Below are 13,752 nucleotides of genomic sequence, written 5' to 3' on the forward strand. Positions count from 1 at the left end.
CGTCGAGTCTACCCGCAGCGACTCCCGCTGAAAATCCCCGACCGCACCACAAGCCAAGCCGATTCATCTATTTTGAATCGGCTCCTAAGCCGAGTCCGGGCATCTATCCGCTCCGACTGGGGCCACCCCCATCCGAAGGTCATAAAAACCAAGCCACAGGCTCAGATTAACCCTGGTTTTTCTAAGACAATTGACTCCCTGAACAATTGGCCCTTGCCACATTTGCCGAACTCGTGTGACAGTTTGAGGGTGAGTGTCCCCGTTCGTATCGCGGGGGACCGCCGGGCAATCGGGGAAGGATCGGGCTGATGGTGGACATGACGTCGTTTCGCGGTTCGGTTCAGCAGTCGCAAACCACCGCCTTCCTGCCACCGATTCGGGCGGTTGAGGATGATCGCCCGTGGCTGTGGCTCACCGCCGCATGGCGCGACATGATGGCCGCACCGGCGATCAGCTTCGGCTTTGGCGCGCTCGCCGTGCTTTCCAGCTTCATCCTGGTCGCCGGTCTGGCGATGAAGGAGTTGGAGTATCTCATTCTGCCGATGGCCGCAGGCTTCATGCTGCTGGGGCCGCTCTTCGCTGTCGGCCTGTACGAGACCAGCCGCCTGCTGGAGATGGGGGAAAAGCCCACCCTGTGGAAGGTTGCGCAGGCTTACCAGCGCAACGCCACGCAGATCAGCAGCATCGGTATGGTCCTGATGATGGCGTTGCTGGCCTGGATCCGCGTGGCCTTCCTGATCTTCGCGCTGTTCTTCTCGTCCGAACCGCCCGCCTTCGACCAATTGGTGGATCGCATCTTCTTCTCGGCGGAAACCATCCCCTTCCTGCTGACCGGGACCGTGTTCGGTGCGGTGATCGCGGCGGGTGTGTTCGCCATCTCCGTCGTGTCGATCCCGATGCTGCTGGACCGCGAGACCGACCTGTTCACCGCGATGGCCACCAGCATCGCCGTGGTCCGTGAAAACATCCGTCCGATGATGGTGTGGGCCTTCCTGGTCGCGCTGTTCACCTCGGCGGGGATGGTCACGGGTTTCCTGGGTCTGGCTCTGGCCCTGCCATTGATCGGTCACGCCTCCTGGCACTGCTACCGCGATCTGGTCGGTCAACGGCCCTGACCACCCGCCCCGGCCGCCTTCTCACATTTACCGGTTCCGCACCACAGCGCCATAACCGTTGCCGCCTCCCCCCACGGCACTGATTCCTTACGGAAAAGCCCTTCGTCCCAACCGGGAGAAGGGCTTTTTCTTGATCGGCGTTCCACGGCCTCTCATGGCGTCTTGAAGAACGCCTCGGCGGCGGATTTCTGCGCCTGCTTGGCGGCGATGGCCGCCCGGGCGCGGGTGATTTCCGCCTCCAGCCCGGCGATGTAGGCTTCGATCTCCGCCACACCCAGCACGGTCAGGTCCTTGGGCGTCGGCTTGGCAGCGCGCGGCTCCAGATCGGCGAAATCGTCCTTCAGGGTCATGCGTCCGGTCCTCCCATTCAGTCGCCCGCCTTGTCAGACGGTGGCCGCGACTCTACCTATCCCCTTCACCAATGCAAACCGGGGAAACCGCATGAGCCACGCCCTGCCCGACCGCATGCGCTGCGTCACCATCACCGCCCCCGGTGGGCCGGAGGTGCTGCGCCTCGCCGACCGCCCGCTGCCCGCCCCCGGCCCCGGCGACTTGCTGGTCGCGGTGGCCGCCGCCGGGGTGAACCGGCCCGACACCTTGCAGCGCCAGGGCCGGTACGACCCGCCCCCCGGTGCCAGCGACCTGCCGGGTCTGGAAATCGCCGGAACCATCGTGGCCGTCGGGCCGGAGGTGGAGGGGTGGACGGTCGGGGATCGCGTCTGCGCCCTGGTCGCCGGGGGTGGATACGCCGAATACTGTGTGGTCCCGGCGGTCCAGGCGTTGCCGATTCCAACGGGGCTGTCGCTGGCGGAGGCCGCCGCCCTGCCGGAGACCTTTTTCACCGTCTGGACCAACGTGTTCGAACGCGGGGGGTTGAAGCCCGGTGAAAGCCTGCTGATCCATGGCGGGTCGAGCGGCATCGGAACCACGGCGATCCAGCTTGCCAAAGCGTTCGGGGCCACCGTCTATGTCACGGCGGGCAACACCGACAAATGCGCCGCCTGCGTCGCCCTGGGGGCCGACCGCGCCATCAACTACAAGACCGAGGATTTCGTCGCCGTGATCCGCGAAGCCACCGGCGGGCGCGGCGTGGACGTGGTGCTGGACATGGTGGGCGGCGATTACATCGCGCGGGACATCGACATCCTGGCGATGGATGGGCGGCACGTTTCCATCGCCTTCCTGAACGGCCCCAAGGTCACGCTGAACATGGCCCCGGTCATGATGAAGCGGCTGACGCTGACCGGATCAACCCTGCGCGCCCGCCCGGTGGCGGAAAAGGGACGGATTGCCAGCGCCCTGCGCGCGTCGGTCTGGCCGCTGCTGGACCAGGGGGTGATCAAGCCGCTGATCCACGCCACCTTCCCGTTGGAGCAGGCCGAAGACGCCCACCGGCTGATGGAAAGCAGCGCGCACATTGGCAAAATCGTGCTGACCGTCGCGCCGTGATCTGTTTTTTGCCACTTTGTGACGCCGCACGCCCTGGATGGGCTTGCCTTGACCGGGCAAGACAGGGTAGCAGAGGGGTGTGGGCGACCGGGCACCCCCGGTGAGCCTGCGTAAGCGTGCTTGCACGTTGCCGCAGGCTGGCATGATCAATGGCTAGGCCGGTCCCCGGCGTGGCTCCGGTCGTGAAAGCGTCCGGCGAGATTGACCCAGTGAGAATGATGGATCGCGCCACCCGCCAGCGGGCGCGTCTGGACATGAGTTGTCAGGAGGGATGATGGCACTGCCCTTGATGCCGAAAGCGACCGCCGTCTGGTTGGTTGAGAACACGTCCTTGTCCTTCGAGCAGATCGCCGCCTTCTGCGGCCTGCATTCGCTGGAAGTCCAGGCGATCGCCGATGGCGAGGTGGCGGTCGGCATGGTCGGCCTTGATCCCGTCGCCAACGGCCAGTTGACCAAGACCGAGATCGAACGCTGCGAGAAGAACGAGGCGCTGCGCCTCAAGCTTCTGGTCGCCGATCTGCCGCAGGTCGCCGCCCGTTCCAAGGGTCCGCGCTACACCCCGATCACCAAGCGCGGCGACAAGCCCGACGCCATCGCCTGGCTGCTGAAGCACCACCCGGAGCTGTCGGACGCGCAGATTTGCCGCCTGATCGGCACGACCAAGCCGACCATCGCGTCGGTGCGCGACCGCACCCACTGGAACGCCGCCAACATCAAGACGCGCAACCCGGTCCTGCTGGGCCTGTGCACCCAGCGCGAGTTGGAAGAGGCGCTGGCGCTGGCCATCCGTCGCGGCGGCACCCCCCTGCCCCCGCAGGAGCCGACCGAGGAGTATGAGGACGAGGATCCCGGCCCCTACCGGGACCCGTCCGAGGATTGAGCCTGACGCCATCCTGATGACACACAAGCCCCCTGTTTCCGCCCCATCGGAACGGGGGGTTTTGTTGGGAGCACCGGCCTGTGACCCGCAATCCGCCTTCTCCCGGCCCTGCCCCGGCCAGCGCCGCCCCCCAACGTCTGGTCGTCGGCATCAGCGGCGCGTCGGGTGTGGTGTATGGAATCCGCACGCTGACCACGCTGCGCCGTCTGGGGGTTGAATCCCATCTGGTCATCAGCCGGTCGGCGGAGGTCACGCTCGCCCACGAAACCTCGATGAAGGTGGCGGAGCTGCGGGCGCTGGCCGACGTTCATTACGCCGCCGCCGACATCGGTGCGGCGATTTCCAGCGGCAGTTTCCGCACGCTGGGCATGGTGGTCGCCCCCTGCTCGGTCCGCACGATGAGCGAGATCGCCAGCGGCGTCACCTCCACCCTGCTGACCCGCGCGGCCGATGTCACGCTGAAGGAGCGGCGGCGGCTGGTGCTGATGGTGCGGGAGACCCCGCTGCATCTGGGCCATTTGCGCACCATGACGGCGCTGGCCGAAATGGGCGCGGTGATCGCCCCGCCGGTTCCGGCCTTTTACGCCAAACCCACCAGCATCGACGATCTGATTGACCATTCGGTTGGACGGGTCCTGGATCTGTTCGGTCTGGAGGCGGGCAATCTGCGCCGTTGGGGTGAGCCATCCCCACCCACGGCAACCGATTGATCCACCTCAGCCCTTCCCCAATGCCGCACAGCAACAGTCGGCTTTGACGCGCGTGCGAATGCGGCTATAGAAGGCCGGGCGATCCAGCGGTCGCGCCGATCCGCAGCGACTCCGATCCACACAGGACAAGGGGCAGACCGATCATGCCGTTTCGTGAAAAAAGCCCGGTGATCCGGCAGATGCTGGCGGGGGTCAAAGGATTCCGCGCCCGCTACTACGAACGTCGCCCCGGCAGCATGACGCAGTTGGTCAAGGACGGGCAACACCCGGAAATCCTGATGATCGGCTGTTCGGACAGCCGGGTCGATCCCGCCCTGTTGACCATGTCCGAACCGGGCGAACTGTTCATGGTCCGCAACGTCGCCAATCTGGTTCCACCCTACCAGCCCGACGGCAATTACCACGGCACCTCCGCCGCCATCGAATACGCCGTGCGCGTGTTGCAGGTGTCCGAGGTCATCGTGATCGGTCATTCCCAGTGCGGCGGCGTGCAGGGCCTGATCCGCCTGCGCAGCGGCGAAGAGGCGAAGGACGATTTCGTGTCGCCCTGGGTGTCGATCGCCGCGTCGGCGCTCGATCCCTACATCGACGCCAAGACGGGCGATCTGAGCAGCGGGGCGCGGCCCGATGGCTGGCCGGGGGTGGCCGAACGCGCGGTGGTTCGCACCTCCGTCGACAATCTGATGACCTTCCCCTTTGTGCGCGAACGGGTGGAACAAGGGACCCTGACCTTGCATGGCTGGTGGTTCGATCTGGGAACCGGCGAACTGTGGGGCCTGAACACGACCTCCCGGCTGTTTGAACTGATGGACTGATCGGCGGCGACGCCCCCGTTTCGGCGTCCATCGCACAACCACACACTGCCACGCCATCCATCGCATCGACTTGCAGGATTGTTGAGGCAGTCCTGGGAAACCGTCATGCCTCCCTCAAGCGTGAACCGTCTAGTTTGCCGGTTCGGAGCAGCCCTGAGTGGTCGGACTTGGCACCCAAGCGCTAATATCCGACCACGAGATGGATCGGCGAGTCATGGTTATTCACACACATAGGACTTGGCAGGGTACGATTTTGACCTTTGCGCGACATTTTCGGTCGGCGCTGGTTGCTTTTGTGTCCTTCTTTCCTCTTGGCCTTGTTGGTCTGTCCCTGCTCACCACCCCGGCCCACGCCAACGAGGGGGCCAAACCCAACGGCTGCCCGTGGGCGCAGGACGTCACGGTGGAGATCAACGGCAAGACGATGACGCTCAATCAGGCGATGTTCGCCACACCGCCCGGCGAACCCATCCTGATGGATCCCTACAAGATCTACCCGTTGATCGAGGAAATGAAGCTGCGCATCATCGGCCCGAAGGGACGGGAATGGGAAGCGTCGCTGACCCGCCTGGTCAGCGGCAAGCGGTGCAGCGCCTTTTACGTCGGCAAGCCCTTTGTCGTGTCGGACATCGAACGCGACGCCGAGATGCTGATCCTGAACCGCTGACCGGCGCGGATCAGGCCCCGTTCCCGTCCTCCAGCGCCGCCACCAGCGCGTCCAGCGCCGGATCGCCCCCCGGAATCAGCAACGCCATGTTGGCGGCGGCCAATCCCCTGCGATCCGCGCCCGTGTCCCCACCGGGCACCAGGCCCGACGCGGCGAACAGACGGTCCTGCTGAACCCGTTCGGCTTCCAATTCCGCCGCCTTCATCCGGCGGTACAGCGCCTCATCCTCGCCCTTGGCCCGGCGGCGGATCGCCCGCAGCGGCTGCACCATGTCGCGCCGCCACCCGGCCACCGCCGCGTCCAGCGCCGCCAGCCGTTCCGCCGTCAGCGCCACCCCGCAGCCGATCCCGGCCCAGGCGGCGAACAGCAGCAGATTGACGTCGATGCCCCGCCGGTCCTGCAACACCAGGCACGCGGGGGGAACCCCCGGCCGCGCGTAGACGGCCAGGGAAAAGGTCCAGAACGGGTTGGGTAGCGCCTCCGTCATCAATCACCGAAGCTGATGTTGAGGCCGCGCGCCGTGCGCACCAGGGCGCTGTCCAGCTCGACGCAGGAATAGCGGGCGATGGCGTCGGTGATCGGCACGTCGATGACCCCCCGGTTGGACCAGGCCACCATGCGGTCGAACTTGCCCTCCGCGATCAGATCGACGGCGTGAACGCCGAAGGCCGAGGCGATCAGCCGGTCGCGCGGGCTGGGCATGCTGCCGCGCTGGACATGGCCCAGCACGGTGACGCGGGTTTCGGCCCCGGTGGCGTCGGCGATCTTCTCGCCGATGTAGTCGCCAATGCCGCCGTAACGCTTCTCCCCACCCTGCAACAGCTTCTTCACCCCGGTCCCTTCCAGGGTCTTGACCGCTTCCGACACCACGACCAGGGCGAAATTCCGGCCCGACGCCCGAACCTCCTGAATCTTCGCGGCGATGCGTTCGATGGAATAGGGAATCTCGGGAATCAGCACGACATCCGCCCCGCCCGCGATTCCGGCGGCCAAGGCGATGTGCCCGGCGTCGCGGCCCATCACCTCCAGCACCATCACGCGCTGGTGGCTGGCGGCGGTCGGTTGCAGGCGGTCCAACGCCTCCACCGCCACGGCAACGGCGGTGTCGTAGCCGACCGACACCTCGGTCATGCCCAGATCGTTGTCGATGGTCTTGGGCACGCCCACCATCGGGAAGCCGCCCTTCTGCGCCAGCTTGTGCAGGATGGCGAAACTGCCGTCGCCGCCGATGCCGATCAGCGCGTCCAGCCCCAATTCGTGATAGCCGCCGATGATCTCGTCCGACCGGTCCTTCAGCGTGCCGTCGGCCATCGGGTAGGCAAAGGGGTCGCCCCGGTTGGTGGTTCCCAGAACGGTTCCGCCCTGACGCATCATCGCGCCATCGACGTTGGACAGGTTCAGCGGCACATATTGCACCGGGCGATGCAACAGCCCCTGCGTGCCCTCGCGAATGCCCACCACCTCCCAGCCATAGCCGGTGGCCCGGTGGACCGCCGCGCGGATGACCGCGTTCAACCCGGCGCAATCGCCGCCGCTGGTGAGAATGCCGATGCGCTTTCCGGCTGTCGTGGTGGCGCTCATAGGGGGTTCCATCCCATTCCGGTTGGTTCTGTCGGTTGCCTTATGGTAGCGGAACCGGTCTTTTCCGCAAACGGCGAAGGGGCAACCGCAAGGCCCCACATCGTCGCATAACCGGCGGACAGGACTGACCGTTTCGCGCTGCCGCTTTGGCGGATTTCTGCTATAGTCCCGCGCGCCGGGGCCGGGCGATGTCCGTATGCCGCCGCACCCCCAGGAGCTTCCGCAACGGACGCAATGAGCGAGCAAGAGATCTTAAAGGACAAGCTGGCGACCTTGCGCAGCGAACACCGCGATTTGGACGACGTGATCGCCCGGCTGGTGGAACGCGCGCCCTACGACCAGCTCCAGTTGCAGCGCATGAAAAAGCGCAAACTGATGCTGAAGGACCAGATCATGCTGCTGGAAAGCCGCCTGCTGCCCGACATCATCGCCTGACGCGGGCGCGGCGGCTCTCCCTTTGCCACTGTCGCCGCTTACGGCTTTTTCGGCACGGTGAAGAACTGGATGCCCATCTGGAAGCTGCGGGCGATGTTCTCGGCCTTGCCGATCAGGAATTCGGCCCCGTCGGCGGGAAACAGCTCGTGCGCCGTTTCGCGGAACAGGGACAACCAGCGTTCGAAATGCGGCGGCTCCAAGCCGAGCTGGATGTGGACCGGCATCGGACGCCCGTCGTAACGCTGGGTCAGCAGCGCGATGGACGACCAGAAATCCATCATCTTGCGCAGATGCGGTTCCCAATCGGTGATGATGCGGCCAAAGATCGGGCCAAGCAGGTCGTCGGTCATGATCTTGCCGTAGAAACGGCGGACCAGCCGTTCAATCCCCGCCTCGTCGATGCCGACCGCCGCCATCCGCTCCTGCGCCATCGCCGTGCGGATGTCACGGCGCTCCTCCACCGTTTGCTCATGCCCTTCGGGCGCATGGGCATCGGAGCCATGGGGGTTCGACAGGGGGGCGGCGTGGGTGGTCATGATCGGGGCTTTCGCAACGGCAATGGTGCAGGGCAACGGCCCGCAGCATAGGCGCGCGGCGGGGCTGGCGAAAGGACCGGATTGTCGCAGCGCCGGACTTGGTCATTCTCCCCCACCCGCAACGCCCCCCTTCCGCAAAGCCCCTTTGATCCGATGAACGAGAACGCGGCTTGATCCGCACCCATCCAACTGATAATAACTCTTAATATCATAACCCTGGCGCGCCGCCTTGGGATATGTTGCTGAAATCTTAGGGATTCCTGGTATGACGTCCGCCATTCGCTGCACCCTCGGCCTGCTGGCCTGTCTGCTGGCCTCGCCCGCCACCCCACTGCACGCCGAGGTCAAGACCGTCACCGACGTGATCGGTCGCACCGTAAAGGCGGACCTTCCGGCCAAGCGTGTCCTGCTGGGCTTCTATTTTGAAGACTTCATGGCGGTGGGCGGCCCCAACGCCTTTGATTCGGTCGTGGGGATTTCGCGCGACGCCTGGGCCGGTTGGGTTCCCGCCAACTGGGCCATGCATGTGGCCGCGCGCCCGTCCCTGGACACAATCGCGGATGTGGGCGAGGTCGAAGCGCAAACCTTCTCGGTGGAAAAGGTTCTGGCGCTGAAACCCGATCTGGTCGTGCTGGCGGATTGGCAATACAAGGCGCTTGGCCTGGACGCCGACCGGATCGAAGAGAGCGGCATTCCGATTCTGGTGGTTGATTTCAACGCCCAAACGCTGGAGCGTCACCTCGCGTCTGCCCGTGTGCTGGGCGAGGCCACCGGCCAAGCGGCCCGCGCCGCCGAGATCGCCGACCTCTATCAGACTGCGATGAAGGACGTCGCCGCGCGGATCGCCAAGGCGGGCAAGCCCAAGCCGAAAGTGTATGTCGAGTTCGGCAACAAGGGACCGGCGGAACACTCCTTCACATACGGCAAGAACATGTGGGGGGCGATGGCGACCGCCGCCGGTGGCGACAACATCGCCGCCCCCTTTGTGGAGTGGTGGGGTCCGATCAACCCTGAAAAGGTGCTGGCCGCCAACCCGGACGCGATTTTCATCTCCGGGCGCGAGAACAACAAGAACGAAACCGCGATGACCATGGGCCAGAAGGTCGATGCGGCCGACGCCGAGCGCAAACTCGCGGCCTTCGCCAACCGCCCCGGCTGGTCGCAGGTGACGGCCATCAAGAACGGCAAGCTGTTCGGCGTCTACCAGGGGGCATCGCGCACCCTGTCGGATTTCGCCATGGCCCAGTTCATCGCCAAGCAACTGTACCCGGAGCAGTTCGCCGATGTGGATCCGCTGAAGAACTACCTCGCCTATTACGAAAAATACCTGCCGGTCCGCCCGGCCGGAACCTTCGTCGTCTCCTGGAAAAAGCCCTGAGCCTGCGCTGCATGGTCCGGGGGCCATCCTTCCGCCTCCGGACCACCGCCAGCGCACGCCGCAGCCATTCGGTTCCCACCATGCCAGCCCCCCATCCGGCCGGACAAACGGCCATCCAGCGCCACAGGCACCGTGAACAGCGGCGTCTGTGGATGCTGTTGACCTATGTCGGCCTGTCCCTGGCGTCGTTGGTTCTCGACGTGGCCACCGGCCCCTCGCTGCTGTCGCCCGGCGAGGTGGTCCGCTCCCTGTTCGGATGGGAGGGGCGGTCGGCGATGACCGACGCCATCGTCTGGGACCTGCGGTTGCCGATGGCGCTGATGGCGCTGGTCGTCGGCGCGGCGTTGGGGGCCGGTGGGGCGCAAATGCAGCTTCTGCTCGCCAACCCCATGGCCAGCCCCTACACCCTGGGCATGGCGGCGGCGGCCGGGTTTGGCGCGGCGGCCACCCTGGCCTTTGGCGGCTTCGGTTTGCCGGTTCTGGTCGCCGTGCCGCTGGGGGCCTTCGTCTTTTCCATGCTGGCGGCGGGTTTCCTGCTCGCGCTGGCGTCTTTGCGGCGGCGGGGTGGGGACACCATCATTCTGGGCGGGATCGCGCTGCTGTTCCTGTTTCAGTCGCTGGTGTCGCTGATCCAGTTCATGTCCGCGCCCGAACTGTCGCAGCAAATCCTGTTCTGGCTGTTCGGCAGCCTGACCAAGGCAACCTGGCTGACGCTGTCGATCACCGCCGGTGTGACCACGCTGTGCTGCGGCCTGCTCTTTCGCCTGTCCTGGCGTCTTGCCGCCCTGGCGATGGGCGAGTTGCGGGCGGCCAGCCTTGGCGTCAACGTCCGCGCGCTGCGGGTGGAGGTGCTGGCGATCGTCGCCATCATGACGGCGACGGCCACCAGCTTCGTCGGCGTGATCGGCTTCATCGGCCTGATCGCGCCGCACATCGCCCGCATGGCGGTGGGCGAGGATCAACGCTTTCACCTGCCCGCATCGATGGCCGCCGGCGCGCTGATGCTGTCGGCGGCGTCGGTCCTGTCCAAGACCATCGTGCCGGGATCGCTGTTTCCAATCGGCATCGTCACGGCGCTGGTGGGGGTTCCCTTTCTCCTCTGGTTGATTTTCAGGAGACCCGGACTGTCATGATCGCTCTCGAACAGGTCGAAGTCCGGCGCGGCACCGCCTGCATCATTCAGGACCTGACTCTGTCGCTCACCCCCGGGCTGGTTCACGTCGTCATCGGCCCCAACGGGACCGGCAAGACCACGCTGATCCGCGCGCTGTTCGGCGATCTGCCCATCAGCCGGGGGGGCATCCGCATCGGCGATCAGGCGTTGCGCCCGAACAGCCGACTGGGGCGGGGGCAGGCGTGGCGCAGCCACTTCGCCTACATGCCCCAGGACACCCATCTCGACATCGCGCTCACCGCGCTGGAGGTGGTGGTGGTCGGGCGTCTGGGGCGTTTGGGGCTGCACATCGACGACGAAACCCTGGAGTTGGCCACCCAGCGCCTGGACGCCGCCGGGGTGCTGCATCTGGCCGACCGCGACATCGGCACGTTGAGCGGCGGCCAGCGCCAAATGGTGCTGTTCGCACAGGTGATGATGCGGGAGCCGCGCGTCATGCTGTTGGACGAACCGGTCAGCGCGCTGGACCTGCGCCATCAGATTCGCCTGCTCGATCTGGTGCGGCTGGAAACCCGCAAGCGCGATCTGGCGACCGTCGTTGTCCTGCACGATCTCAACCTTGCCTGCCAATACGCCGACCGGCTGATCGTGATGCGCCCCGGCGCGTCGGCGATCATGGGCGCACCGACCGATCTCATCAGCGCGGCGCTGATCGCCGATACCTATGGCGCGTCCGTGGAGATTCTGCGCGACGGGCGCGGCAACCCCGTGATTCAGCCGATTGGCTCGCTGGGTGGCGATCCGCCGCCCGTTCCCCCTGCCCTGTTTTCCCCCGGTGCCTGACGATGCGCTCCTCCCTCACCTTGGTCCTGTCGCTGTCCGTCATCCTGTTTGGGTCTTTGGTGGGCGGTGGGCACGCGCGTGCCGATGGCGATCCCGCCAAAGGCCTCAAGGTCTTCAACAAATGCGCCATCTGCCACAGCGCGGGGGCGGCGGGCGGGGCACAGACCGGGCTGGATCTGACGGACGTGTTTGGCCGTCGTGTGGCCGCCGCACCGAATTTCGATTTTTCCGCCGCCCTGCGCGCCTTTGGCGCCGATGGCAAGACATGGGACGACGCGCTGCTGGCCCGCTTTCTCGCCGACCCCGGCGGCGTCGTGCCCGGCACCAACATGGCCTTCGTCGGGCTGAAGCGGGAGGATGAGACCCGCCACCTGATCGCCTTCCTGAAATCGCTGACGCCCGCAGCCCCCGGCCCATAGCGCGAATTGCGCGGCGTGGTGCGTTCTCCACGCCGCGATGCTCTGGACTCTGGCCCGTCTCTTTCTATAATGCGCCGCTTTCCGGCCCCTATGGAAAGTCAGCCGCCGTGACCGCCGATTCCCAGAACAGCACCCCGAACGGTTCGCCGCTGGTCGGCATCATCATGGGCAGTCAATCCGACTGGACCACGATGAAGCACGCGTCCGACACGCTGACCGCGCTGGGCGTGCCGCACGAAACCCGCATCGTCTCGGCCCACCGCACCCCCGCCCGCATGGTCGAATACGCCACCACCGCGCAGTCGCGCGGGCTGAAGGTGGTGATCGCCGGGGCTGGCGGGGCCGCCCATCTGCCCGGCATGGTCGCGTCGATGACGCTGCTGCCGGTGCTGGGCGTGCCGGTGGAAAGCCACGCGATGAAGGGCATGGACAGCCTGATGTCGATCGTGCAGATGCCGGGCGGGATTCCCGTCGGCACGCTGGCCATCGGCAAGGCCGGGGCGATCAATGCCGCGCTGCTCGCCGCCTCCATCCTGGCGCTGAACGATCCCGACATCGAAGACGCGCTGGACGCCTGGCGCGCCCGCCAGACCGACGCGGTGGCCGAGGTGCCGGTGGACAGCCCCGCCGCCTGACCGCAACCGCCCAAGTCCCAACACGGCCCCCGCCTCCACAGCCACGGCCTGCACAGAAAGCCACGACGATGAGCCGCATCCCCACCCTGGCCCCCGGTGCCACCATCGGCATGCTGGGTGCCGGTCAGCTTGGCCGGATGACGGCCATGGCGGCGGCTCGTCTGGGCTACCGCACCCACGTCTACGCCCCCGACGCCGCCGACAGCCCGGCGGCCCAGGTCAGCGCCGCCGCGACCGTGGCCGATTGGGACGATTGGGCGGCGTTGGAACGCTTCGCCCGGTCGGTGGACGCGGTGACGCTGGAATGGGAAAACGTGCCGGTCGCCACGGTGGAGCATCTGCGCCGCTTCACCACGGTCAATCCGGGGCCGAACGTGCTGGCGGTGGCGCAGGACCGGGTGGCGGAGAAATCCTTCGTCAACGGGCTGGGCATCGGAACCGCCCCCTGGCGCGCCGCCCACAGCGCCGCCGATGTGGCGGCGGCGGTGGCGGCGATCGGGCCGCGCTGCGTCCTGAAATCCACCCGTCTGGGCTATGACGGCAAGGGTCAGGCGCGCATCGACGCCGCGACCGACAGCGCCGACGCCATCACCGCCGCGTGGGACTCGATCAAGACCGACGCCGCCATTGTCGAGGGCTTCGTCACCTTCGCCTGCGAGGTGTCGGTGATCGTGGCGCGCGGCGGCGACGGCGCGATGGTCGCCTATCCGGCGGTGGAAAACCGCCACAAGAACGGCATCCTCGACGTCACCATCGCCCCGGCCCGCGTCGCGCCGGACACCGCCGCCGAGGCCGAACGCGTCGCCCGCCGGATCGCGGAGGCGCTGGATCTGGTCGGCGTGCTGGCGGTTGAAATGTTCGTCACCCCCGACGGCAGCGTGCTGGTCAACGAAATGGCCCCGCGCCCGCACAATTCCGGCCATTGGACGATGGACGCCTGCGCCTCCTGCCAGTTCGAACAGCTCGTCCGCGCCGTCTGCGGCCTGCCGCTGGGATCGGTGGAGCGGGTGGCCGACGCCGAGATGACCAACCTGATCGGCGACGACGCGCTGGCCTGGCCGACGCTGATGGCCGACCCCGGCGTCCGCCTGCACCTGTATGGCAAGGCGGAGGCGCGGCCCGGTCGCAAGATGGGCCACGTCAACCGCCTGTTCCCCAAGACCGCGTGAGCCGCG

At 66.5% G+C, this 13,752-nt stretch carries 17 protein-coding genes; 13 read left to right on the top strand and 4 right to left on the bottom strand.

What is annotated here, in order from left to right; translation table 11 throughout:
* Positions 1-308: 308 nt before the first annotated feature.
* A complete protein-coding gene (locus EJ903_RS20080) occupies positions 309-1,115 on the top strand; it encodes a DUF2189 domain-containing protein (protein WP_126618788.1) in 807 nt (268 codons plus the stop codon).
* Between the two features lie 152 nt (positions 1,116-1,267).
* Here the strand turns inward: EJ903_RS20080 and EJ903_RS20085 are convergent, their stop codons facing one another.
* Entirely contained in the window at positions 1,268-1,465 is a 198-nt protein-coding gene (locus EJ903_RS20085; protein ID WP_126618790.1) for a DUF1192 family protein, read from the bottom strand.
* 91 nt (positions 1,466-1,556) lie between these two features.
* Between EJ903_RS20085 and EJ903_RS20090 the strand changes: the two genes are divergently transcribed.
* The 5 genes from EJ903_RS20090 to EJ903_RS20110 all read left to right on the top strand — a co-directional run bounded on the left by EJ903_RS20090 (position 1,557) and on the right by EJ903_RS20110 (position 5,636).
* The gene (locus EJ903_RS20090; protein WP_126618791.1) at positions 1,557-2,564 is read left to right on the top strand and encodes an NAD(P)H-quinone oxidoreductase; all 1,008 of its coding nucleotides are present in this window, start codon (positions 1,557-1,559) and stop codon (positions 2,562-2,564) included.
* Positions 2,565-2,838: 274 nt separating this feature from the next.
* Complete coding sequence (locus tag EJ903_RS20095) at positions 2,839-3,444, top strand: DUF1013 domain-containing protein (RefSeq protein ID WP_126618793.1); 606 nt, start codon at positions 2,839-2,841, stop codon at positions 3,442-3,444.
* An 80-nt stretch (positions 3,445-3,524) separates the two neighbouring features.
* Positions 3,525-4,154, top strand: coding sequence for a UbiX family flavin prenyltransferase (locus EJ903_RS20100; protein ID WP_174237336.1), 630 nt, complete (start codon positions 3,525-3,527; stop codon positions 4,152-4,154).
* 143 nt (positions 4,155-4,297) lie between these two features.
* Positions 4,298-4,969, top strand: coding sequence for a carbonic anhydrase (locus EJ903_RS20105; protein ID WP_126618795.1), 672 nt, complete (start codon positions 4,298-4,300; stop codon positions 4,967-4,969).
* Positions 4,970-5,264: 295 nt separating this feature from the next.
* A complete protein-coding gene (locus tag EJ903_RS20110) occupies positions 5,265-5,636 on the top strand; it encodes a hypothetical protein (RefSeq protein WP_210211490.1) in 372 nt (123 codons plus the stop codon).
* A gap of 10 nt (positions 5,637-5,646) precedes the next feature.
* Here the strand turns inward: EJ903_RS20110 and EJ903_RS20115 are convergent, their stop codons facing one another.
* Both EJ903_RS20115 and EJ903_RS20120 read right to left on the bottom strand, forming a co-directional pair.
* A complete protein-coding gene (locus EJ903_RS20115; RefSeq protein WP_126618797.1) occupies positions 5,647-6,123 on the bottom strand; it encodes a TIGR02444 family protein in 477 nt (158 codons plus the stop codon).
* A complete protein-coding gene (locus EJ903_RS20120; protein WP_126618798.1) occupies positions 6,123-7,217 on the bottom strand; it encodes an ATP-dependent 6-phosphofructokinase in 1,095 nt (364 codons plus the stop codon). The genes EJ903_RS20115 and EJ903_RS20120 overlap by 1 nt, the downstream gene beginning before the upstream one ends.
* A gap of 234 nt (positions 7,218-7,451) precedes the next feature.
* Here EJ903_RS20120 and EJ903_RS20125 point away from each other — a divergent pair, with 234 nt between their 5' ends.
* On the top strand, positions 7,452-7,652 hold the full coding sequence (locus tag EJ903_RS20125) for a YdcH family protein (protein WP_126618800.1): 201 nt from the start codon (positions 7,452-7,454) through the stop codon (positions 7,650-7,652).
* Positions 7,653-7,690: 38 nt separating this feature from the next.
* Here EJ903_RS20125 and EJ903_RS20130 read toward each other — a convergent pair whose 3' ends face one another.
* A complete protein-coding gene (locus EJ903_RS20130; protein ID WP_246015782.1) occupies positions 7,691-8,188 on the bottom strand; it encodes a group III truncated hemoglobin in 498 nt (165 codons plus the stop codon).
* Positions 8,189-8,453: 265 nt separating this feature from the next.
* On the opposite strand from EJ903_RS20130, the gene EJ903_RS20135 reads away from it, so the two are divergent.
* The 6 genes from EJ903_RS20135 (at position 8,454) to EJ903_RS20160 (ending at position 13,746) form a co-directional block, all read left to right on the top strand.
* Positions 8,454-9,566, top strand: a complete 1,113-nt coding sequence (locus EJ903_RS20135; RefSeq protein WP_126618801.1) for an ABC transporter substrate-binding protein — start codon at positions 8,454-8,456, stop codon at positions 9,564-9,566.
* A 152-nt stretch (positions 9,567-9,718) separates the two neighbouring features.
* The gene (locus EJ903_RS20140; RefSeq protein ID WP_210211491.1) at positions 9,719-10,699 is read left to right on the top strand and encodes a FecCD family ABC transporter permease; all 981 of its coding nucleotides are present in this window, start codon (positions 9,719-9,721) and stop codon (positions 10,697-10,699) included.
* A complete protein-coding gene (locus EJ903_RS20145) occupies positions 10,696-11,523 on the top strand; it encodes an ABC transporter ATP-binding protein (RefSeq protein ID WP_126618805.1) in 828 nt (275 codons plus the stop codon). Before EJ903_RS20140 ends, EJ903_RS20145 begins: the two co-directional genes overlap by 4 nt.
* A gap of 2 nt (positions 11,524-11,525) precedes the next feature.
* Positions 11,526-11,942, top strand: coding sequence for a c-type cytochrome (locus EJ903_RS20150; RefSeq protein WP_126618807.1), 417 nt, complete (start codon positions 11,526-11,528; stop codon positions 11,940-11,942).
* Between the two features lie 164 nt (positions 11,943-12,106).
* Positions 12,107-12,577 (top strand): 5-(carboxyamino)imidazole ribonucleotide mutase, encoded by a 471-nt coding sequence (gene purE / locus EJ903_RS20155; RefSeq protein ID WP_126618927.1) that lies wholly within the window; start codon positions 12,107-12,109, stop codon positions 12,575-12,577.
* Between the two features lie 68 nt (positions 12,578-12,645).
* Positions 12,646-13,746, top strand: a complete 1,101-nt coding sequence (locus EJ903_RS20160) for a 5-(carboxyamino)imidazole ribonucleotide synthase (protein WP_126618809.1) — start codon at positions 12,646-12,648, stop codon at positions 13,744-13,746.
* Positions 13,747-13,752: the final 6 nt, after the last annotated feature.

Source organism: Azospirillum griseum, assembly GCF_003966125.1.
Lineage (GTDB): Bacteria > Pseudomonadota > Alphaproteobacteria > Azospirillales > Azospirillaceae > Azospirillum > Azospirillum griseum.

Coding starts and splice junctions, on each gene's coding strand:
- EJ903_RS20120 (WP_126618798.1), bottom strand. CDS start 7,217: ATGAGCGCCACCACGACAGCCGGAAAGCGCATCGGCATTCTCACCAGC.
- EJ903_RS20145 (WP_126618805.1), top strand. CDS start 10,696: ATGATCGCTCTCGAACAGGTCGAAGTCCGGCGCGGCACCGCCTGCATC.
- EJ903_RS20130 (WP_246015782.1), bottom strand. CDS start 8,188: ATGACCACCCACGCCGCCCCCCTGTCGAACCCCCATGGCTCCGATGCC.
- EJ903_RS20135 (WP_126618801.1), top strand. CDS start 8,454: ATGACGTCCGCCATTCGCTGCACCCTCGGCCTGCTGGCCTGTCTGCTG.
- EJ903_RS20090 (WP_126618791.1), top strand. CDS start 1,557: ATGAGCCACGCCCTGCCCGACCGCATGCGCTGCGTCACCATCACCGCC.
- purE (WP_126618927.1), top strand. CDS start 12,107: ATGGGCAGTCAATCCGACTGGACCACGATGAAGCACGCGTCCGACACG.
- EJ903_RS20140 (WP_210211491.1), top strand. CDS start 9,719: ATGCTGTTGACCTATGTCGGCCTGTCCCTGGCGTCGTTGGTTCTCGAC.
- EJ903_RS20125 (WP_126618800.1), top strand. CDS start 7,452: ATGAGCGAGCAAGAGATCTTAAAGGACAAGCTGGCGACCTTGCGCAGC.
- EJ903_RS20095 (WP_126618793.1), top strand. CDS start 2,839: ATGGCACTGCCCTTGATGCCGAAAGCGACCGCCGTCTGGTTGGTTGAG.
- EJ903_RS20115 (WP_126618797.1), bottom strand. CDS start 6,123: ATGACGGAGGCGCTACCCAACCCGTTCTGGACCTTTTCCCTGGCCGTC.
- EJ903_RS20080 (WP_126618788.1), top strand. CDS start 309: ATGGTGGACATGACGTCGTTTCGCGGTTCGGTTCAGCAGTCGCAAACC.
- EJ903_RS20160 (WP_126618809.1), top strand. CDS start 12,646: ATGAGCCGCATCCCCACCCTGGCCCCCGGTGCCACCATCGGCATGCTG.
- EJ903_RS20150 (WP_126618807.1), top strand. CDS start 11,526: ATGCGCTCCTCCCTCACCTTGGTCCTGTCGCTGTCCGTCATCCTGTTT.
- EJ903_RS20105 (WP_126618795.1), top strand. CDS start 4,298: ATGCCGTTTCGTGAAAAAAGCCCGGTGATCCGGCAGATGCTGGCGGGG.
- EJ903_RS20085 (WP_126618790.1), bottom strand. CDS start 1,465: ATGACCCTGAAGGACGATTTCGCCGATCTGGAGCCGCGCGCTGCCAAG.